The sequence below is a fragment of the Fusobacterium ulcerans genome, assembly GCF_003019675.1.
Classification (GTDB): domain Bacteria; phylum Fusobacteriota; class Fusobacteriia; order Fusobacteriales; family Fusobacteriaceae; genus Fusobacterium_A; species Fusobacterium_A ulcerans.
This window is the reverse complement of record NZ_CP028105.1, coordinates 1,881,722-1,901,644: the sequence shown is the minus strand read 5'-3', so window position 1 is coordinate 1,901,644 and position 19,923 is coordinate 1,881,722. Positions and strand designations below refer to the sequence as shown.

The window sequence follows — 19,923 nt, the reverse complement described above, 5'->3', positions numbered from 1 at the left end:
TTGAAATCAAATAAAGTTCCCAGACTTCTATATATCATTATTTTTACTATTTTCTTAACTGGGTGCTCTTCTATCACAGAAAAAATGTTTGTCTTTCATGTGGAAAGATCTCTTAATCCTGTGATAATTCCATACCGATCTACTGAAAAAGAAATGAGAGAATTCTTTGGAAAACCTGATTTTGTTATTTCCAAGAAAAATAGATTCTATGGCATAACTTACTACAATGGCAGCTACTATCTAAAAAATACTGAAGAACACAAAGAAATATTAAAAAAACTCCTTCCTAAAAAAGTATTAAAAAGAGAAGATGAGCTGAAAGAAACTATTCTTACAATATATTTTGATCCTGTAGACAGAGTAGTATCAAAATATGGTATAAGAAAATATATGGCTCCTCCAGAGTATGATCCTAATGCCCTTACTCCAGAAGAAAAAGAGGAAATGGAAGCGAAAGAAAAAAAGCTGAGAGATGAATTTCGTGATCTGTCACCCTTAGAAGTTCTGAATAAAATAATTTTGGATATGTAACTCCAAATACAAAAAGATAGGTGGAAACTCCACCTATCTTTGATTTTTTACCATTCAGCAAATGATCCATCCTTATGTCTCCATATAGGATTTTTCCAGTTATGAAGAGTCTTTGAAAGTTCTCTTACAAGTTCTTCATTAACATCTACTCCTAATCCTGCCTTTGAACAAATGTCTACATAGCCATCTGTAAACTTAAAATCTTCTTTATTTTTTACATAATCTAAAACATCTTTTCCCTTATTATAATGTATTCCCATACTTTGTTCCTGAATTACAGCATTATATGTTGTTGCATCTAAGTGAAGACATGCAGCAAGTGCTATTGGCCCTAATGGACAATGTGGAGCTACGGCTATATCATATGCTTCTGCCATTGACGCAATTTTTTTAACTTCTGTAATTCCTCCAGCATGTGATAAATCTGGCTGTATTATATCTACATATCCACTAGATAATATATCTTTAAAGTCCCATCTTGAAAATAGTCTTTCTCCTGTTGCTATTGGAATAGAAGTGGCATTGGCAATATCTCTGAAAGATTCTTTATTCTCGCATAAAACTGGTTCTTCAATAAACATTAAATCATATTCTTCCAATTTTTTAGCCAATATTTTAGCCATTGGTTTATGAACTCTTCCATGAAAATCTACAGCAATACCAAAATATTTGCCAGTTGCTTTTCTTATAGCAGCTACTCTTTCTAATACAGCATCTACTTTTTCATATGAATCAATAAATTGTAATTCCTCAGTAGCATTCATTTTTATTGCTGTAAATCCTTGCTCCTGCTTTTCTTTAGCTGCTGCTGCTACATCATTAGGTCTATCTCCACCTATCCAAGAATAAACCTTCATTTTATCTCTGCATTTTCCACCCATTAATTCATACACTGGCTGATTTAAATATTTTCCTTTTATATCCCAAAGTGCTTGATCTATTCCAGCAAGAGCACTCATCATGATAGCTCCTCCTCTATAGAACCCTCCTCTGTATAATACATTCCAATGATCTTCTATCGTTAATGGATTTTTTCCAATCATGTAATTATCCATCAATTCTTTTACAGCACCTTTTACAGTACTTGCTCTTCCTTCCACTACTGGTTCTCCCCATCCAACTAATCCAGTATCAGTTTCTATTTTTAAGAATAACCATCTTGGTGGAATTTCAAACAATTCATATTTTGTTATTTTCATTTTCTATTTCATCTCCTTAAAAAAATAGTCTAGGTAAACACATTACAATATCTGGGAATACCAATAATATCATTTGGGCAAAAGTCATTGCAGCTAAAAATGGCAATATCTTCTTAGAAAGATCCACTATTGAACAGTTTGATATTCCTTGTGCAACAAATAGATTTACTCCAACTGGTGGTGTTAAGAATCCTATTTGCGCTGAAATTATAAAGATTATTCCAAAATGTATTGGATCTACTCCTAAGTTTTTCAAAATTGGAAGAAACATTGGTGTAAAAATTAAAATCTGTGCTTCTATAGCCATAAAAGTTCCTGCTACAAATGCTAAAGCTATAAACATTAAATATATTACATATACATTATTTGTTAATCTCAATATTTCTTTAGCAAATTCTTGTGGGATTTGTGCCATTGTTAAATATCTTGCAAATGCAATTGCAAATCCTAAAATTATTACTACAGTAGATGTTGTTAGAGCTGCTTGTGCTACTATTGCAGGCACTTGTGAAAACTTTAATTCTTTATGAACAAATATACTTATTACCAGAGCATAAACAACGGCTACTATTGCAGACTCAGTTGCTGTAAATATTCCACTGTATATCCCTCCTAGAATTATAAATGGAATCAGCATTGACCACTTAGCATCCCAAACTGCTTTAAGAAAATCTTTACCTGACAATCTTTCAACTTTTTTGCTTCTGTAATTATTCTTTTTAGCTATTATATATACAGTAACTATCAAGCACACTGTTAAAAGTGCTCCAGGTACAAATCCTGCAAGGAATAATTCTCCTATTGATACTTCTGCTGTAATTGCATATATTATCATTGTAACTGATGGAGGAACTAATACTCCCATAGAACCAGAAGCTGCCGTTAAAGCTCCTGCAAAAGCTGTATCATATCCTTCTTCTTTCATTGCTGGAATCATCATTGCCCCAATAGCTGCAACTGTTGCTGGAGAAGATCCTGAAATAGCAGCAAAGAAGAAACAAGCTATAACTGTTATTATTCCCAATCCTCCATAAACATTTCCTACTAATGAAGTAGCAAGCTTTATCAGCCTATTGGATATTCCACCTTTTTCCATTATCAGTCCTGCAAGAATAAACATTGGTATAGCTAGAAACGTGTAACTATCCAATCCTGTAAAAACTGTTTTGGCTACAAATTCTACACTTATTCCACTAATAAACAATCCTACCAATCCAGAAATACCTATACAATATGCAATAGGAATTCCTATAAAAATGGCAATTATAAATACTATCATCATTATCATAAATATCTGCATTGTTATTCTTTCCCTCCTTTGATTTCAGCAATCAAAACTTGGAAGGCTCTGCAAGCTCCAAATAAGAAAGTCAGTGGAATTATTCCATAGACTAAATACATAGGTAATCCCAAAGCAGGAGATAACTGTTCCATTTCATATGTTGTTATAGAGATTTTTAATCCTGCATATCCTACTAATAATAGCAACCAAATCATTACTATATCATTAAATATAAAAATACATCTTTTTATTTTGCTTTTTACATAAATATCTATCAATTCTACTCTAACATGTTTTTTTCTTTTCAGAGCCAATGAAGCTCCAGTATAGACCATTAAGATAAATAAATATCTACTTAATTCCTCTGTCCATGATAAAGAAAAATTGAGAACAAATCTGAATAATATTTGCAATACTCCCATAAGTACAAGTAATAACATTGCTCCTGTTATTACATAATACTCAAATTCTTTTCTTTCACCCATTTTTATCTCCTATTCATTAAAGATTTATTTTGTTGCTTCTTTAAGTTTTTCATACATATCTTTATTAATTTTATCTCCTTCTTTTTCTAATATTGGAGCTACTATTTCTTTTATTTTTGTTTTAAATTCATCAGAAGGTTCCACAAATACTAACCCTGATTTTTCCATTTCTTCTCTTGCTGTTTCATCATCTTTTGCTACTGATTCTGCCATATAAGCTATAGCCATATCAGCAGATTCCTGCATTATAGCTTGTTGTTCTGGTGTCAATGAATCATGGAAATTCTTTCCTACTACTAATACAACCCAGCTGTAAACATGCCCTGTCATTGTTCCATATTTTTGAACTTCTGAAATTTTTTGAGAATAAATATTCATCATTGGATTTTCTTGTCCATCAACAACCCCTTGTTGAAGAGCAGAAAATAATTCACTAAAAGGCATCGGAGTAGGATTTGCTCCCAAAGCTCTGAATACTCTCAAATGTAAAGGATTTTGCATTGTTCTGATTTTTAATCCTTTAAAATCTTCTAAAGATTTTATTTCTCTTGCATTGTTTGTTACATGTCTAAAACCAAACGGTCCAAAACCTAATCCTACATATCCTGCTTTTTCTAATTTTTTTAATAATTCCTGTCCCCATTCACCATTGCATACTTCCATAGCTTTTTCTTGACTATCAAATATGAAAGGAAATGATAAAAACTGAAATTCTTTTACAAATGTTCCTAATACTGCTGGGTCAGGAAGATTCATATGTGCCGCTCCAAATTTGATTTGTTCAAGTACTTCCTGATCAACTCCTATTTGGTTTGATGGATAAAGTTCTACCCTTATCTCCTTATTTGTTTTTTCTTCAAGATTTTTCTTAAAAAGTTCCATTCCTTTATATTCAAAATGTGATTCTGGAACCCCTAATCCTACTCTCATAACTTTCTCAGCATACCCCAATGTTGACAAAACAATAAACATACATACCATTAAAAATCTTTTCATCTTCACTCCTCCTAATTTTTAACTTAAAATTTCTGATATTTTTTCTGCTGTATCTTTTATTTTCTTCCCTCTTCTTTTTGTTTCCTCTTCATCTATCGTTGTGTACAAACCTGCTAAACTTATTGCTCCAAATATTTTTCCTTCTTGATATATTGGAGCTGCTACACAGGAAACTTCTATATCCCCTTCCCTATAATCTGTAGAGTAGCCTCTTCTCTTTGCTCCTAAAATATCTTCTTTTAATTTTTCTGGCTCAATTATTGTATAATCAGTTCTAGGTTCTAATTTTGTTCTGGCAATATATTCATCTAAATCCTTTTCAGAATAAGTTGATAAGATAGCTTTCCCAAGCCCTGTATAGTAAAATGATTTTCTGCTTCCAAGTACTGCTGTAGTCCTTACAGTTTTTGAACTTTCCATCTTCGAAAGATACAACACATCATCTCCATCCTTTAATCCAAAGAATAATGTGTCATTAAATTCATCAACCAACTCTTTTAAAAATGGTGTTACTATATCCAATACTTCTCTTTTATCTCTCATTTTTAATGAAAGTTCAAATATTTTGTTCCCAAGCTGATATAATTTTAAGCTTTCATCAGAACAATAAAGATATTTTTTAGAAACCAGTGCTTTTACTATATCATCTACAGTACTTCTTGGAATTTCCAGTTCTTTTGAAAGTTGTGTTATTGTCATTCCATTTTTTGAGTTAGAAATTTTTTCTAGTATTTCCATTGTTTTCAAAGTCGACTTGTTCAACATAATATCCCACCTTATTTTTTACTTTCTTCCCAGATTTTTAATGCTCCTCTTGTTGCTAATTCACTGGAGATAATAACTTGAATATCATTATCTAAATTCATATCTGCTAACAGTTCAAACAATCCTTTAGCAATTATATTTCCTCCTGCTATTATTATTTTCTTGTATTTTGTTAAGTATCCATTTTTTTCTAAAGAAGATATATCCTCACTTAAAACCAGTCCTAAAAGGTAATTAGATTTTTCATTTATTGTAAGTTTTTCTGATAAATCAAGTCCTCTAAGCATAAATGAGCCTTGGTTTATTCCGTATTTTCTACCAGCTCTATTCCCCAAAGATAAGTATTTTTTTTCTATTTTATCAGCAAATTTTTCATCTACAGAAGTTTTTAATATAGTGTATCTTGTCATTACATCATAGATTTCTCCACTCATAGTTGTAAGAAGGTCTACTATATTTCCATCAGATACTTCTATAAATTTATTATGTGAACCTGGAAGAATTACAAGTGTTGGTTCTTCTACCTTTATCTCTTCAAGTATCCCAAATACTTCTACCTCTTCTCCCCGTATTACATCTATACTTTTTAGATGTTCTTCCCTGAAATATTTCTTTTCTACTTTTATTCCTGTTATTAGATGTATTTCAAATTCAAAAAATTTAATTTTTTTTATATTCTTCGAAAATTTCTCCAGAGATACAGGAACATGCAAGTGCTCAATTTCCAATAATCCTAAAGCTGAGGTTATCATTCCAGAAGCAATTATACATTCAATTTCCTCTTTTTCTATTCCATTCTCTTTTATACATTCTTTCAAAAGTTTATACAGTTCATTTTCAAATTTTTCTTTTCCAATTTTTACTCCATAATTTTCTTTTCTTTCAAAAATTATGTTTTTTCCTTCTACAATTCTTATTCTTAAATTAGAAGTTCCTGCATCAATTGTTACTATTTTTTTCATTCTCACCATTTCCTTGCTAAAAAATTTCAGCAGCTTTTTTTATAGCAATTATATTTTCTCTTAATTCATCAAATTTATCTGCTTTTATAAGTTTATTATCTACTAGAGAACTTCCTATTCCAAGACAGCTGAAACCTGCTTTTAAAAATTCTGAAACATTATTTCTGTTAACTCCTCCTACTGCCATACATTCAAGATCATTGATCGGTCCTCTCAAAGATTTTAAATAAGAGAATGGTACTTCTCCTGCTGGAAATAATTTTAAAATTTTACAGCAGCTGTATTTTTTAGCTTTCATAGCTTCTGAAGCTGTAAAGAAACCACATACACAAAACATTCCAATTTTTTCTGCTTCTTTCAGTATTTCTTCATCCAGATTAGGTGTAAGTATAAACTTAGATCTATTCTTTGCTGCAAAATCTAATCCTTCCAATGTTACAACTGTTCCTGCTCCTATTATAAAGTCATTAGAATATTTTTTATTCACTATCTCAAATTGTTTCTCTACATCTTTACTGTTCAATGTTATTTCAAGTATTTTTATTCCTTCTTCTTTTAAAATATCCAATGTCTTTTCAAATTTTTCCAAAGGAACATCTCTTAATATTGCTACTACTTTTTCTTCCCTCAATGTTTTCAATAATTCTTCATACATTTTTTATTTACACCTCCTTTTATAACGTAAATACGTTTCTTTGATGTATATACATTATCTTCTTGGTATAAATATATAATATTTTTTATTCCATGTCAATAAAAAATACAAAAAATTCTAAAAAAGTTTCTTATGTATATTTTTAAACGTATTTGCGTTATTAAAAACGAAATGATGTCACTTTTTAGGCTTTTCCATAAAAAAAACAGAGATTTCTCTCTGCCTTCAATTTTTAGTATAAATACAATTTTTAAAATTAAAAAATTTCAATATTTATTTATATCTTCTATATTGTCTGTCTTACATTCTTTGCAGTTACTTCCAATACTCTTGTTAAAAATGGAAACTTCTCTTTCATCATATCAAATTCTTTTCCAGAGTCAAGAAACTTTGCTGTTCCCTCTACTACAAACCCAGTTCCCATTCCAATTTTTCCTTGTACATCAGGACTTCCCAATGTCAATATTACCTGATTATTTATTTTTATATTTTTTTCAGTTTTATGGAGCCATGCAGCTGGAATCAAAATTTTATTATCCACAATCTGCAAATATTTATTCCAAGTATTAGAAACATGTACTAAATTATCTGCCCATGTTGTGATAGATACAACACCATTGTGTGCTAAAACATTAGTGAAAACTTCATTAAACATATTTATTCCTCCTAATTATATAATTTATTTTTTTATTCTTGTAATATTGTTTACGATTTATATTTCTTGATTCCTTTTCATCTTATATTATTTTATCAAATTTTTTATCCACTTTCCTGAACGCAGCCTTGGAATAGTAGCTATTACTTTAAATGGTTCTTCCAGACACACCATGAGATAAACTAAAACTATTGGAAACTTAAAGTATACAGCTCCCAAGAATGACAATGGAACACCAATGCACCATACAGCTACAAGTTCTGTAATTATAGCATAGAGGACATCTCCCCCTCCACGAAGCACACCAATAATCTGTACTATTCCAAAGAATCTCAATGGAAGAGCTGTTGCCATTATTCTCAGTACAATTATTACATTATGATATGTTTCTGGAGTTATCTTAAAGAGCATAGCTATAAGAGGAGCTACTGCAAAGAATAATATCCCTATGACCACTCCAATCATCACTCCAAATACCGATATCTTTAGAGCATCCTTTTTTGCTTCCTCTTCAAGTCCTGCTCCAATCTTATTCCCTATCAATATAGCAGAAGCTGAGGCTATTCCTATTCCAAATATATTAAATACATTATTTATTGTATTAGCTATCTGCATAGTTGCTGTAGCATTTGTTCCCAGTTTTGAATAAGCTACAAAATATGCTGTTATTCCTCCTATCCACATTACATCATTAAAAATAACAGGTGTAGCTGTTTTAAAAAATTTTATCACAAGAGCAAAGTTAAAGTCTAAAAGCTGTGATATACTTCCTGCCACTATATTCTTATTTTTATATATAATGAAAAGAATAAAAGAAAGCTCCATGCATCTTGATACAGTAGTTCCCAGAGCTGCTCCAGCAACTCCCATAGCAGGTGCTCCAAATTTTCCAAATATAAATATATAATTAAGTATTCCATTAAACATAAGCCCTACAAGACTTCCATACATTGGTATTTTAGTCTGCCCTATACTTCTGAGGGAAGCTGCAAAAGCTAAAGATATAGTTGTAAATATATAACTTAAAGCTACCATTCTCAAATAGTCTCTTCCTAAAGATATCACTATAAATTCTTTTGTAAATATACTCATTATCTTCTCAGGAACAAAAAAGGCTGCTGCTGCAAAGAATATAGTTGCTGCCATTCCAAATACAAGAGATATCCCCAGAAATTTATGAATACTGGATACATCTTTTTTCCCCCAGAACTGTGACATAAAAATTCCAGCTCCCAGAGTTATTCCCATTATAGAATAATAATACACCATATAGAATTGATTTGATATTCCTACAGCTGCTATTTCATTTTCTCCCAGACTTCCTATCATGAGATTATCCAAAAGATTTAATGAAGCAGTAACTAAACTTTGTAATATTATTGGAACTGCTAGTACCAATAGAGTTTTTATAAATCTTTTATCCAATTTCAATTTATCCAACATTAATTTTCCTCCTAAAAAAATAAAAGCAGCTGGGTTATCAGCTGCCCACCTGCTTTTTTCTTTATTTGACCTCGTATATTATACTATTTTACTTGCTTCATGTCAATTTTAAAAATAAAGCTATACATTTAATAAAAAATAGTGTATAATATCTTTTGTAGTGATAAAAGATTTATGAGTTTTGAGGTTTTAATATTTAAAGGTCTTTCAAGAAGTATCTTCCTAAGTATTAAGTTTATACCTGATAGTTTGTCATAACTATTGCCAAAATATCACAAGTTATATCATTAAAAAATTTATATTTATGGAGGAAACAAATGAAAGGTACAGTTAAATGGTTTAACCAAGAAAAAGGATTCGGATTTATTACTGGTGAGGATGGAAAAGATATATTCGCTCACTTCTCTCAAATCCAAAAAGATGGATTCAAAACTTTAAATGAAAATGAAGAAGTTACTTATGATGTAATCGAAGGTCAAAAAGGACCTCAAGCTGCTAACATCAAAGTAAAATAATTGATTTAGTATTGAATTTAATCGGAACTAAGGAAACTTAGTTCCTTTTTTTATACTCTAAAATTTTGATTATAAAAGTATTTGTTTCTTGCGGTTTTTATGGTAAAATTATAAATGGAAAATATATAAATTTTAGGAGGAATGATGTTCAAAATTTTTAAACCTTTCATACCTAAAGCTCTGTTAGCTGCATTCTTCAAAATGGGAGAAGCATTCTGTGATTTATCTCTTCCTTTGATAATGGCTAAAATAATAGACATAGGTGTTTCTAATAAAGATTTGACATATATTACTCGAATGGGTGGAACTATGGTAGCCATTGCATTAGGAGGATATATTTGTTCTATCTTCTGCAACTATTTTTCTGTTCATGCAACTCAAAATTTTGGAGCAACTCTCAGAGATAAAGTATTTACTAAAATACAGAGCTTCAATTTTGTACATCTTAATAAATTTACACAGGCATCTCTTATTACAAGAATGACTAAAGATGTAGATCAGATTATGAATATGTTTCTTATGTGCATAAGAATGGTATTAAGAGGTCTGGTAACAGGAGTAGGAGCTGTAATTATGGCTGTCTCTATCAATCCTGTTCTGGCTATACTTTTTATATTCATAGTACCTACTATTGTTGGAACCACTATGTACTATATGAAAAAATCTTTTGGTATATATGCAGAGGTACAGAAAAAACTTGATAATCTTACACTGGTAATGAGAGAAAATCTTACTGGTATCAGAGTTATCCGTGCTCTTTCAAAGGAAAAAATTGAAGCTGAAAGATTTAAAGAAAAAAATGATGATCTTAAACTAAAAACAATTGAAGCCGATAATCTAATGGCAAGTAAACTTCCGTTTATTACTCTTATAATGAATATTGGAGTTGTAGCTGTTCTATGGTTTGGAGGTATCAGAGTAAATTATGGAAAAATGCATCTGGGGGAAGTTGTTGCTTTTATAAACTACCTTAATATGCTTCTTTTCTCTATGAATGCTCTTTCGTTCCTTTTCACTTTGTACAGCAGAACTGCTATATCATATAGAAGGGTAAAAGAAGTTCTTTTTGAAGATGTATCTAATATGTCAGAAGAAGAGTTTGAAAAAGTATTTACAGATACAGTTATTGAATTTAAAAATGTCTCATTCTCATATGATAAAACTGATAATTATATTCTGGAAAATATAAATTTAAAGATAAAAAAAGGTGAAAATATTGGAATAATTGGAGGTATAGGTTCTGGAAAAACTTCCCTTATAGCTCTTATTCCTAAATTCTATGAAGTAACTAAAGGTGAAGTTCTTATAGATGGAATCAATGTCAATAAATACAAAGAAAAAGAATTGAGAGATAAAATTGGAATAGTAATGCAGAAGTCATTCCTTTTCTCACAAAGTATTGAACAAAATATCAAATGGGGAAATGAAAAAGCTTCTGAAGAAGCTGTAAAAAATGTTATCTCTATTGTTCAAGGAAAAGATTTTGTTGAAAAACTTCCTGAACAGTACAAAACTGAAGTGACTAAAGGTGGAACTAATTTCTCTGGTGGACAGAAACAAAGGCTTTCCATAGCCAGAACTTTAATCAAAGAACCTGAGATTCTAATATTTGATGACAGTTTCAGTGCCTTAGACTTCATTACAGAATACAATCTAAAAAATGAACTTAAAAATTATCTAAAAAATACTACTATCCTTACTATTTCACAAAGAGTTGCTTCTCTTATGAAAATGGACAGAATCATAGTCATGGATAATGGAAAAGTAGTAGGATTTGATTCTCATGCTGCCCTTGCTGAGAAATGTGAGGTATACAGAGAAATATGTGAATCACAGGAAATCTGCATACCAGGGGGGTCTTATTGTGAAGTATAATTTATTTAAAAAACTGCTCCCTTATTTAAAAAAATATAAAGCTGAGTTTATCTTTCTGATTTTTCTTGCAATAATAGGAAATCTTCTTACTCTGGTAGGACCTTATCTAGTAGGAAAAGGAATAAACCAGATACATTTTCAAATGAGCAAAAGTAATTTCTTACAGCTTGGAAAAATGTCTATACTGCTTCTTTTCTCCTATGTAACTGGAGCAGTTCTTACTTTGGTGCAAAATATAAAGATGAATATAATATCGCAGGATATTGTAAATAAGATGAGAAAAGATGGAATTGAAAAAATTCACAGATTCCCATTAAAATATTTTGATGGAATCTCACAGGGAAATATCATCAGTATAATGATAAATGATATAGATAATATCAGTGGTTCCCTTTCACAAATAGGGACAAGAGTAATAGTAAATATACTTACTATATTTACAGCTCTGGGAATAATGCTGTATATCAGTCCTTCCCTTACTTTGATACAGCTTCTGCTGGTATCATTTACAGGAGTATTCTTAAAGAAGATAACTGAAAAAAGTCGTGAAAAAAGAAGAGTCCAGCAAAGGTATCTTGGAAAACTAAGTGGATATATAGATGAAATTCTTACAGGTCAGGCAGAAGTAAAATCTTTCTCATATGAAGAGAGGGCTATTGAGAATTTTAGAAATCTAAATTCCTCTTATAAGGAAAATGCAATCAAGTCAATTTTCCTTGCAGGATTTAACTTTCCTACTCTTAACTTTATAGGAAATCTGGGATATTCTCTCATTATTCTCGTTGGTGCTATATTTATGCTTCAAGGTAAAATAACTCTTGGAGGACTTTCAAGTTTTGTCATTTACTCAAAACTTTTTAACAGACCAATAGCTAGCATCTCTGAAGCTTACAGTATTATTCAGACTGTTTTGGTAAGTGCTGAGAGATTCTTCCAATTTATGGATCAAGAGGAAGACTTAGATGTAGGTAAAAAAGATATTAATTTTGATTCCTTAAAAGGAAATATTGAATTTAGAAATGTAGATTTTGCATACAATAAAGAAACTCCTGTACTAAAAAACCTTTCCTTTAAAACAGGAAATGGAGAAGTAGTTGCTATAGTAGGACCTACTGGAGGTGGAAAGACTACCATTGTAAATCTTTTAATGAGATTTTACGACATAACATCTGGAGAGATACTTCTGGATGGAATAAATATAGAAGAATACAAGAAAAGTGAAATAAGAAAACTCTTTGGTATGGTGCTGCAAGACAGCTGGCTCTTTACAGGAACCATCAGAGATAATATAAGCTATGGAAATACTGATATTTCATTTGATAAAGTTGTAGAAAGTGCAAAACTTGCATGTGCCCATGACTTTATCATGAAATTCCCTGATGGTTATGACACTATGATAACTGAAGATAATATGATTCTTTCCCAAGGGCAAAAACAGCTTATTACAATAGCAAGAATTATTGCTTCTGATCCTAAGTTCCTTATTCTCGATGAGGCTACCAGTGGAGTTGATACAAGAACAGAAATAAGACTGCAAAAGGCTATAGCTAATCTTATCAAAGGAAGAACAAGCTTCATAATAGCTCACAGACTTTCTACTATTAAAAATGCTGATCTTATCCTTGTCTTAAAAGATGGAAAAATAGCTGAGCAGGGAACTCATGATGAATTAATGAATCAAAATGGATTTTATTTTAATCTGTACAGTACTCAATATGCTTTATAACAAAAGAGAGTGAATCTAAGTTTTTGATTTGCTCTCTTTTTATTCTCTATAATCTAAAACTATTATATATATTAATTTAGTTTAATTCTTTGATTAACCTTTTCATTTTATTATCTGACATATCTCTCTAATCTATCTACTGCATCTGCCAGTTTATCCTTGGTGATATCCATAGCAGCTACCTTTACATCATTTACTTCAGAAGCTTTCTGCAATACCCCTTCCATCTCTTCCCTTGTCACTCCAAAGTCCTTATATGATGTAGGAAGTCCTATCTCTCTGTAGAAAGGCAGAAGTTTATCTATCTCTTTAGTAGCATTATCTAGCATTAGCTGTACCAATACTCCATATGATACAATTTCTCCATGAAGATGATTATGCTCTACCTTTGGCATAGTAGAGAATCCATAGCACATTGCATGAGCTACACAGCTGTTATAGTCATTGATAACATGATTAGATACAAGCCCTGTATTTACAATAATAGACAATACAGTTTCCTCAAGATCATCAGACACTCTATTTTCTTTACAGTCTGCCAATGCCTTTGACCCGTATTCTACCAATGGTTCCTGACAAAGTTTAGACAATGTCACTCCCAAAGCATTAGGGTGATCCAGCTTTCTTCCTCTTGATGAAAACTCAGGTTCATATCCTTTTGCCAGAGTATCTCCTATTCCAGCCCACAAATATTTATCTGGTGCTTCTGCTATAATTTTTGTATTGATAAAAGTATGTTCAGCTGGAGCACTTCTCCAATACAGCCCATCAAATACTCCATTTACAGTGTAAATAGCACAGACTGATGTAACCGCTGCGCAGGTAGACGAGATAGTAGGGAATACAAATAGAGGCTTATTCAAATCTCCAGTAAGAACTTTGCATGTATCTATTGCTTTTCCACCACCAAAGGCAAAAATCATATCTGCTTCATGAACTGCTTTCATCTCTTTCAATTTTTCCACATTGGCATATGCAGCTTCTCCTCCATACCACAATGTATCAACTACTTCCAGCTCACTTCCTTCCATTAAATTTTTCACTAAATGACTTGCTTTTTCCAAAGCTGTTTTTCCTCCAATGAATACAACTTTTTTTCCATAGTTAGAACAAACTTTTATAATTTCATCATATGCTGAATCTCCAATACTATAATTTGGTAAAAATACGCTTCTATTTGACATTTTTCTTATCTCCTTTTATTATTTGTTCATCATGCTGATATTAGCTGCTGATTTGACTCTTCTTCTGAAAAAATTAAATGACAGATTTCCTGAAAATACATTAGCTAACAGAGAACCTGATACCTGATGTACTACAGTTGCTACTGCTGCTGGCAATGCACATAAAGGATTTGCAAATTGTGCCGCTAATCCTACTGCCAGTCCAGAATTTTGTAATCCCACTTCAATAGAAAGTGCTTTTTTCTTAGAGTCATCCATTTTAGCAAACATCCCAATAGCATATCCTAAAATAAATCCAAACCAGTTATGAAGACATACTGCCATAATAAGAACAGCTCCAGAATTAATAAGATTCATTTTATTAGGTGCTACACACAGTCCCATAATCATCAGAATACATACAATTGGAATAATTACCAATACTTTAGATACTTTATGTACCTTTTCTCCAAATGCTTTATGGACTGCCATTCCCAAGAAGATAGGAACAATGACAACTTTTACAATATCAAGGAGCATAGCATACATATTAATTTCTACCCACTGACCTGCTAGAAAATATGTAAGAGCTGGTGTTAAAATAGGTGCTGCCAATGTTGATACAGTAGTCATTCCAATAGAAAGAGCTACATCCCCTTTAGCAAGGTAAGTCATAACATTACTTGCAGTTCCTCCTGGACAAGTTCCTAAAAGAACCAGTCCTACTGCCAATTCAGGGGGAAGTCTTAATGTCTTTGCTAAAAAATAAGCCATAAAAGGCATTACAGTAAATTGAGCAAGACATCCAATAAATACATCTTTAGGTCTTGTTACAATTACTTTGAAATCTTTTTCATTAAGAGTAAGTCCCATAACAAACATAATCAATCCCAGCCCTACTGTAACTAAAGACTGTCCAAAAACTCTTGTTCTCCCCAATGCAATAAACGCCTGTGGCAATGCCATAGCAGCTACCACCATAAGTAAAACCAAAACAATAAAATATTTCCCTAAAAAGTCACTTAATTTATTTAATAATTTCATTTTATATCTCCTTATTTATTCCTATCAAATTTCCGTTTTAAATACCCATTTACCATTTTGTCCGCTTCTGATCTTTTTATCCGATCTGTTATGTACTTTTTCATTTTATTTCCCCTTTCATTTTTTAAAAATTTTTGTAAAAAAAAACAGCCCTGTCAGGCTGTTAAACATACACTCTAAATATACTTAGTCAGATCTATTTATTCTATCCTAAATATCTTAAGTTCAGTCCATTTTTCCTAACGTAATCTTTTGCATATAAAAATTTATTGCTTATAATGACTATTATAACCAATATTATACATATGCTTATTATTATTACGTTAGCTGATGAATACATATCTGAACTCCTTTTTTAATTTTTTATTTTTTTTATAATACTCCTTTTTCTAAAAAAATACAAGTGTTTTTTTGAAAAAAATAAAATTATTTTTCATTTTCCTATTAATACTCTCTTTATTTTTTAAATATTACTTTAGCTATAAAAAACTTAATTTTTTATCATTGAATGTTAAAACAAATTAAAATTCATAGCCTCTTATAATAAATTTTTACTGTAAATTATTCTTTTTAAATTAATTTGATTATCAAAATTTTATTGACACAAAATAATTATATTGATATAATCCTATCATAAAAAAGTTTATAATACAGATTTAAATTTAGATATTATAACAACCTTTATTTAAATTATATTTTTCTGTAGTATCAATTTTAACTAAAATAAAAGGAGTGTTAAAAGTGAAAAAAATAATATTACTTATAGTATCTTTCTTTACCAGTATTTCTTTATACTCTTATGAAATTAAAGATAATTTTCTGCATGATACTTTTGGAAACTCCATAGAATTGAAAAAATATAACAGAGTAGTAATTATAGATTTAGCTGTAGCTGAAACTATATTCATGCTCAATGGAGAAGAGTGTATAGCTGGAATTGTAAAAAATTCTCAAAGTAAAGTCTGGCCATATGAGAAAACAGAAAAATTAACTTCTGTTGGTACTCCTCATAAACCATCATTTGAAAAAATTATTTCTTTAGAACCTGATTTAGTAATATTAAATGAAGGTTCTTCCTTAGTCTCTTCATTAAAAGAATTGAAAGTTCCATTTATTTGTCATAATACTATAAAAAGTCCTGATACAATATTGGAAAGTATAAAAATATTTGGAGCTCTGTTAGATAAAGAAAAAGAAGCAGATATTTTATATAATGAAAGTTTGAAAAAATTAGAAAATATAAAAGAAAAAGAGAAAGTAAATCCTTTAAAATTAAAAGGAATGATAGTTTATTCAGCTTCCCCATTGGTTTCATTCAGCAATAAATATCTTCCAGGAAAAACTTTGACTTATATGGGAGTTGAGAATATTGCTGGTGACCTCACTGGAAATATGCCAATAATCTCATCTGAACATATTTTAGCTAAAAATTTAGATGTTATTATTATTTCAAAAAATGTTGGAGGAGTTGGAGAATTACTAAAAGTAAACCCTCTTCTCTCTGAAACAAAAGCTGCAAAAGAAAAAAATATTATTGTCTTTGATGCTATTGATTTTTTGAGGGGATCTCCAAGACTTTTCGAAACTATGGAAGTCCTTTATGAACAGCTGAATGAGATAAAAAAATAAAAAAGAGGATAACCTATAAAAGCAATATTTCTGCTTAAAGGTTATCCTCAATAATTTTTTTTATTTTTCTAATTCTACTGTAAATTTAAGCCTTTTCAAACCATTTTTTATAGCTTTTATTTTTAATTTACTCAACTTTGTATCTGATAGTTCTTCAATAGGAGCTTCCTGTATAGAAGAAAGTTCTCCATAGTTAGATACTAATTTTTCAATATCTTTCTTTGTAAGTTTGCTTATTTTTCCAAGAATTCTATATCCCTTAGGGCTTATTTTATTATCTAAGCTGCTGTAGCTTTTCTTATATCCAAGAACACTTGCAAAGTTTTCAATTTCAAGAAGTTCAGTATTAGTAAATTCCCTAAGCTGTGTAATGATACTTTCATATTCAACTTCTTCACTCTTATAGTCACTTAAAAATTCCAGCATCTCTTCATGAATATCCTGAGCTAAATCTTCTAATTGAAGTTCTATGAGTCTTCCTTCTGTTCCAAGTTCCACTACATAGCCTTCTAGCTCTTCCTCTATTCTCATCATCATTTCAAATCTTTGTAAAACTAATGCAGCATCATAAATAGTCACTATATCATCAAGTTCCAATATAGTTAGATTTGCCAATGATTTATCCAATACATATCTGTATCTTTCCATAGTTTTTAAAGCTTGTGATGCTTCATTCATAATCTCAGCCATATTTTTAAGTTTATATCTCATGTCGCCTTTATATAAACTTATAGTTTTTCTTCTTTCAGATACAGCTACGACTAATTTCCCAGTCTGTTTACCTGCTCTTTGAGCAGTTCTGTGTCTAGTTCCGCTTTCTTCAGATGAATATTTTCTGTCAACTTGAAGATGTACATTTGCATATATTATTGTTTTACATTCTTCATCAACTATTATAGCTCCATCCATTTTAGCCAACTCAAACATTCTTTCTGGTGTATAGTCACAATTTATATAAAATCCACCATCAAGCATTTTTTCTACTGATTCATCCATTCCAACTACTATCAAAGCACCTATTCCTGCATCAATGATATTATACAATCCTTCTCTCAGAGGCGTTCCGGGAGTTATTTGCAAGAGCATTTCTTCAAGCTTTTTATTGACCATCCTTGTTCATCCTTTCTAAAAGTTCTTCTAAATTTTTTAAATATATTAATTTTAATTTATATTTATTACTATTTTTTTCTATCTCTTTTCTATTAGCTTCTGGAATATATACTCCTTTAAATCCTAATTTTTCAAGCTCTTTCAGCCTTTTTTCAATAAAAAAAACTTTTCTGATTTCTCCCCTTAATCCTAACTCTCCAATAGCTGCTATTTTTTGACTTATTTCTACTCCTCTGTATACTGACAGAAGGGATATAAGGACAGCTAAATCTGCTGCTGGGTCTTCTATATTCAAGCCCCCTGGTATATTTACAAACATATCCTTCATAGCAAGGCTCATGTGCATTTTTTTCTCTGCTATTGCGGTAAGTATCTGTATTCTGTTTCTGTCAAATCCCTGAACTATTCTTTTTGGTATCCCAACACTTGATTCAGTAAGAAGTGTCTGTATCTCTAAAAGAAATACTTTTGTTCCTTCTAAAACAGGAACTACCATGCTTCCTGCATTTTTTTCGTCTCTTTCACTTAAAAAATATTCAGAGGAGTTTTTTATCTCTTTCATTCCATCTTCTTCCATACTGAAAACAGCCAGTTCATTAGTTGAACCAAATCTATTTTTAGTACTTCTCAATATCCTGTAGAAGAGCCCCTCTTCTCCTTCAAAATTAAATACAGCATCTACCATATGCTCAAGCATTTTTGGTCCTGCCACTTTTCCATCTTTAGTTATATGTCCTACTATAAAAAATGATATATTATATTTTTTAGCAAGCTCTATTATCTTTAAAGTGCACTCTCTGATTTGTGTAGGAGTTCCTGGTATAGAATCCAGTGAAGAATTATACAAAGTCTGTATTGAGTCCACTATTACTACTTTAGGTTTTTTGGCTATAAGATACTCATAAATACTTGAAACATCTGTTTCAGCCATAAGGAATAGATCTTTTGCATTTATTTTAAGTCTCTCTCCCCTGTTTTTTACCTGAGAAGGTGATTCCTCTCCAGAAATATATATGACTGTTCCATAGGATGTATATTTATCTGCTACCTGAAGCAAAAGAGTAGATTTTCCTATCCCTGGATTTCCTGTTACCAGTACTACTTCTCCCTGAAGGAGTCCTCCTCCAAGTACTCTGTCAAATTCTTCTACTCCAGTTTTGTATCTATACATATCTTCCATTTTTATATCTGAAAATGAATATACTTTTTCAGCAGTCTCTTTTACAGAAACAGCTGAAGAAACTACAGGTGCCCCTGCTGATGTTATCTCTATCTCTTCCTCAAAAGTACCCCATTCATTGCATTGAGGACACTTTCCCATCCATTTAGATGATTTATATCCACATTCACCACAAACATAAAAACTTTTATTTTTAGCCACTTTTTCTCCTATCCTTTGATAGTTTTTGCTTTTTCCTTCACTATCTCAGCTATTTTATCATCTACAAATATATCAAGTCTGGCTCCTACCATGGCTGCTTCTCTTACTGAACTAGAACTCAAATACATATATTCTCTTGCAGCTGGAATAAATACAGTCTCTATTTCTCCATAAGAGAGATCATGATTGGCAAAAGCATATCCCAGTTCATATTCATAATCTGAAACCGCTCTCAATCCTCTGATTATTATATCAGCTCCATTTTCTTTCATAAAATTTATCAGTAGTCCGTCAAAACTTTTCACTTCTATTCTATCACTATCTTCTCCAACTAGGAGTTTTATCATATCTTTTCTCTCTTCAAGAGAAAACCATCCTTTTTTATTGCTATTGTTCATAACTGCCACAATAAGCTTATCTGTTATTTTTAATGATTTTTTTATAACATCATAATGACCCTTAGTTATAGGATCAAAGCTTCCAGCATAAACACCTATTTTCATAGTT

At 30.9% G+C, this 19,923-nt stretch carries 19 protein-coding genes; 5 read left to right on the top strand and 14 right to left on the bottom strand.

The window, feature by feature from the left end:
* Positions 1–531: a hypothetical protein gene (locus C4N20_RS08865; protein ID WP_005979170.1), complete on the top strand. Its 531-nt coding sequence runs from the start codon at positions 1–3 to the stop codon at positions 529–531.
* 47 nt (positions 532–578) lie between these two features.
* On the opposite strand, the gene dgoD is transcribed toward C4N20_RS08865, so the two are convergent.
* The 9 genes from dgoD to C4N20_RS08820 form a co-directional block, all read right to left on the bottom strand.
* Positions 579–1,730 (bottom strand): galactonate dehydratase, encoded by a 1,152-nt coding sequence (gene dgoD / locus C4N20_RS08860; RefSeq protein ID WP_005979169.1) that lies wholly within the window; start codon positions 1,728–1,730, stop codon positions 579–581.
* A gap of 16 nt (positions 1,731–1,746) precedes the next feature.
* Entirely contained in the window at positions 1,747–3,030 is a 1,284-nt protein-coding gene (locus tag C4N20_RS08855) for a TRAP transporter large permease (RefSeq protein WP_005979167.1), read from the bottom strand.
* A 2-nt stretch (positions 3,031–3,032) separates the two neighbouring features.
* Complete coding sequence (locus tag C4N20_RS08850; protein ID WP_005979165.1) at positions 3,033–3,497, bottom strand: TRAP transporter small permease; 465 nt, start codon at positions 3,495–3,497, stop codon at positions 3,033–3,035.
* A 24-nt stretch (positions 3,498–3,521) separates the two neighbouring features.
* A complete protein-coding gene (locus tag C4N20_RS08845; RefSeq protein ID WP_005979163.1) occupies positions 3,522–4,493 on the bottom strand; it encodes a TRAP transporter substrate-binding protein in 972 nt (323 codons plus the stop codon).
* 18 nt (positions 4,494–4,511) lie between these two features.
* Complete coding sequence (locus C4N20_RS08840) at positions 4,512–5,258, bottom strand: IclR family transcriptional regulator (RefSeq protein WP_005979161.1); 747 nt, start codon at positions 5,256–5,258, stop codon at positions 4,512–4,514.
* A gap of 11 nt (positions 5,259–5,269) precedes the next feature.
* On the bottom strand, positions 5,270–6,220 hold the full coding sequence (locus tag C4N20_RS08835) for a 2-dehydro-3-deoxygalactonokinase (protein WP_005979159.1): 951 nt from the start codon (positions 6,218–6,220) through the stop codon (positions 5,270–5,272).
* Between the two features lie 16 nt (positions 6,221–6,236).
* On the bottom strand, positions 6,237–6,875 hold the full coding sequence (locus C4N20_RS08830; protein WP_005979158.1) for a bifunctional 4-hydroxy-2-oxoglutarate aldolase/2-dehydro-3-deoxy-phosphogluconate aldolase: 639 nt from the start codon (positions 6,873–6,875) through the stop codon (positions 6,237–6,239).
* Between the two features lie 286 nt (positions 6,876–7,161).
* Positions 7,162–7,530 carry a pyridoxamine 5'-phosphate oxidase family protein gene (locus C4N20_RS08825; protein WP_005979156.1) on the bottom strand — a complete coding sequence of 123 codons (369 nt, stop codon included), beginning with the start codon at positions 7,528–7,530 and terminating at the stop codon, positions 7,162–7,164.
* 87 nt (positions 7,531–7,617) lie between these two features.
* Entirely contained in the window at positions 7,618–8,973 is a 1,356-nt protein-coding gene (locus C4N20_RS08820) for an MATE family efflux transporter (RefSeq protein ID WP_005979154.1), read from the bottom strand.
* Between the two features lie 317 nt (positions 8,974–9,290).
* Here C4N20_RS08820 and C4N20_RS08815 point away from each other — a divergent pair, with 317 nt between their 5' ends.
* The 3 genes from C4N20_RS08815 (at position 9,291) to C4N20_RS08805 (ending at position 13,089) form a co-directional block, all read left to right on the top strand.
* Positions 9,291–9,488 (top strand): cold-shock protein, encoded by a 198-nt coding sequence (locus C4N20_RS08815; protein WP_005979152.1) that lies wholly within the window; start codon positions 9,291–9,293, stop codon positions 9,486–9,488.
* A 144-nt stretch (positions 9,489–9,632) separates the two neighbouring features.
* Positions 9,633–11,363 carry an ABC transporter ATP-binding protein gene (locus tag C4N20_RS08810; RefSeq protein WP_005979150.1) on the top strand — a complete coding sequence of 577 codons (1,731 nt, stop codon included), beginning with the start codon at positions 9,633–9,635 and terminating at the stop codon, positions 11,361–11,363.
* Positions 11,353–13,089 carry an ABC transporter ATP-binding protein gene (locus C4N20_RS08805; RefSeq protein WP_005979148.1) on the top strand — a complete coding sequence of 579 codons (1,737 nt, stop codon included), beginning with the start codon at positions 11,353–11,355 and terminating at the stop codon, positions 13,087–13,089. Before C4N20_RS08810 ends, C4N20_RS08805 begins: the two co-directional genes overlap by 11 nt.
* Before the next feature lie 110 nt (positions 13,090–13,199).
* On the opposite strand, the gene C4N20_RS08800 is transcribed toward C4N20_RS08805, so the two are convergent.
* Both C4N20_RS08800 and C4N20_RS08795 read right to left on the bottom strand, forming a co-directional pair.
* Positions 13,200–14,273, bottom strand: coding sequence for an iron-containing alcohol dehydrogenase family protein (locus tag C4N20_RS08800; RefSeq protein ID WP_005979146.1), 1,074 nt, complete (start codon positions 14,271–14,273; stop codon positions 13,200–13,202).
* An 18-nt stretch (positions 14,274–14,291) separates the two neighbouring features.
* A complete protein-coding gene (locus C4N20_RS08795; protein ID WP_005979145.1) occupies positions 14,292–15,296 on the bottom strand; it encodes a bile acid:sodium symporter family protein in 1,005 nt (334 codons plus the stop codon).
* Positions 15,297–16,037: 741 nt separating this feature from the next.
* On the opposite strand from C4N20_RS08795, the gene C4N20_RS08790 reads away from it, so the two are divergent.
* Complete coding sequence (locus C4N20_RS08790; RefSeq protein WP_005979141.1) at positions 16,038–16,925, top strand: ABC transporter substrate-binding protein; 888 nt, start codon at positions 16,038–16,040, stop codon at positions 16,923–16,925.
* A 60-nt stretch (positions 16,926–16,985) separates the two neighbouring features.
* On the opposite strand, the gene disA is transcribed toward C4N20_RS08790, so the two are convergent.
* From disA to coaD, 3 genes are all read right to left on the bottom strand, one after another.
* Positions 16,986–18,035 carry a DNA integrity scanning diadenylate cyclase DisA gene (gene disA / locus C4N20_RS08785; protein ID WP_005979138.1) on the bottom strand — a complete coding sequence of 350 codons (1,050 nt, stop codon included), beginning with the start codon at positions 18,033–18,035 and terminating at the stop codon, positions 16,986–16,988.
* Positions 18,025–19,356, bottom strand: coding sequence for a DNA repair protein RadA (radA, locus tag C4N20_RS08780; protein WP_371417991.1), 1,332 nt, complete (start codon positions 19,354–19,356; stop codon positions 18,025–18,027). Before radA ends, disA begins: the two co-directional genes overlap by 11 nt.
* 68 nt (positions 19,357–19,424) lie before the next feature.
* Positions 19,425–19,919 (bottom strand): pantetheine-phosphate adenylyltransferase, encoded by a 495-nt coding sequence (gene coaD / locus C4N20_RS08775; protein ID WP_005979132.1) that lies wholly within the window; start codon positions 19,917–19,919, stop codon positions 19,425–19,427.
* Positions 19,920–19,923 lie beyond the last annotated feature (4 nt).

Excerpts from the sequence above, each read along its gene's own strand:
- C4N20_RS08810 (WP_005979150.1), top strand. The coding sequence starts at position 9,633 with ATGTTCAAAATTTTTAAACCTTTCATACCTAAAGCTCTGTTAGCTGCA.
- C4N20_RS08855 (WP_005979167.1), bottom strand. The coding sequence starts at position 3,030 with ATGCAGATATTTATGATAATGATGATAGTATTTATAATTGCCATTTTT.
- C4N20_RS08825 (WP_005979156.1), bottom strand. The coding sequence starts at position 7,530 with ATGTTTAATGAAGTTTTCACTAATGTTTTAGCACACAATGGTGTTGTA.
- radA (WP_371417991.1), bottom strand. The coding sequence starts at position 19,356 with ATGGGAAAGTGTCCTCAATGCAATGAATGGGGTACTTTTGAGGAAGAG.
- coaD (WP_005979132.1), bottom strand. The coding sequence starts at position 19,919 with ATGAAAATAGGTGTTTATGCTGGAAGCTTTGATCCTATAACTAAGGGT.
- C4N20_RS08845 (WP_005979163.1), bottom strand. The coding sequence starts at position 4,493 with ATGAAAAGATTTTTAATGGTATGTATGTTTATTGTTTTGTCAACATTG.
- C4N20_RS08820 (WP_005979154.1), bottom strand. The coding sequence starts at position 8,973 with ATGTTGGATAAATTGAAATTGGATAAAAGATTTATAAAAACTCTATTG.
- C4N20_RS08800 (WP_005979146.1), bottom strand. The coding sequence starts at position 14,273 with ATGTCAAATAGAAGCGTATTTTTACCAAATTATAGTATTGGAGATTCA.
- dgoD (WP_005979169.1), bottom strand. The coding sequence starts at position 1,730 with ATGAAAATAACAAAATATGAATTGTTTGAAATTCCACCAAGATGGTTA.
- C4N20_RS08835 (WP_005979159.1), bottom strand. The coding sequence starts at position 6,220 with ATGAAAAAAATAGTAACAATTGATGCAGGAACTTCTAATTTAAGAATA.
- C4N20_RS08830 (WP_005979158.1), bottom strand. The coding sequence starts at position 6,875 with ATGTATGAAGAATTATTGAAAACATTGAGGGAAGAAAAAGTAGTAGCA.
- C4N20_RS08840 (WP_005979161.1), bottom strand. The coding sequence starts at position 5,258 with ATGTTGAACAAGTCGACTTTGAAAACAATGGAAATACTAGAAAAAATT.
- disA (WP_005979138.1), bottom strand. The coding sequence starts at position 18,035 with ATGGTCAATAAAAAGCTTGAAGAAATGCTCTTGCAAATAACTCCCGGA.
- C4N20_RS08795 (WP_005979145.1), bottom strand. The coding sequence starts at position 15,296 with ATGAAATTATTAAATAAATTAAGTGACTTTTTAGGGAAATATTTTATT.
- C4N20_RS08815 (WP_005979152.1), top strand. The coding sequence starts at position 9,291 with ATGAAAGGTACAGTTAAATGGTTTAACCAAGAAAAAGGATTCGGATTT.
- C4N20_RS08850 (WP_005979165.1), bottom strand. The coding sequence starts at position 3,497 with ATGGGTGAAAGAAAAGAATTTGAGTATTATGTAATAACAGGAGCAATG.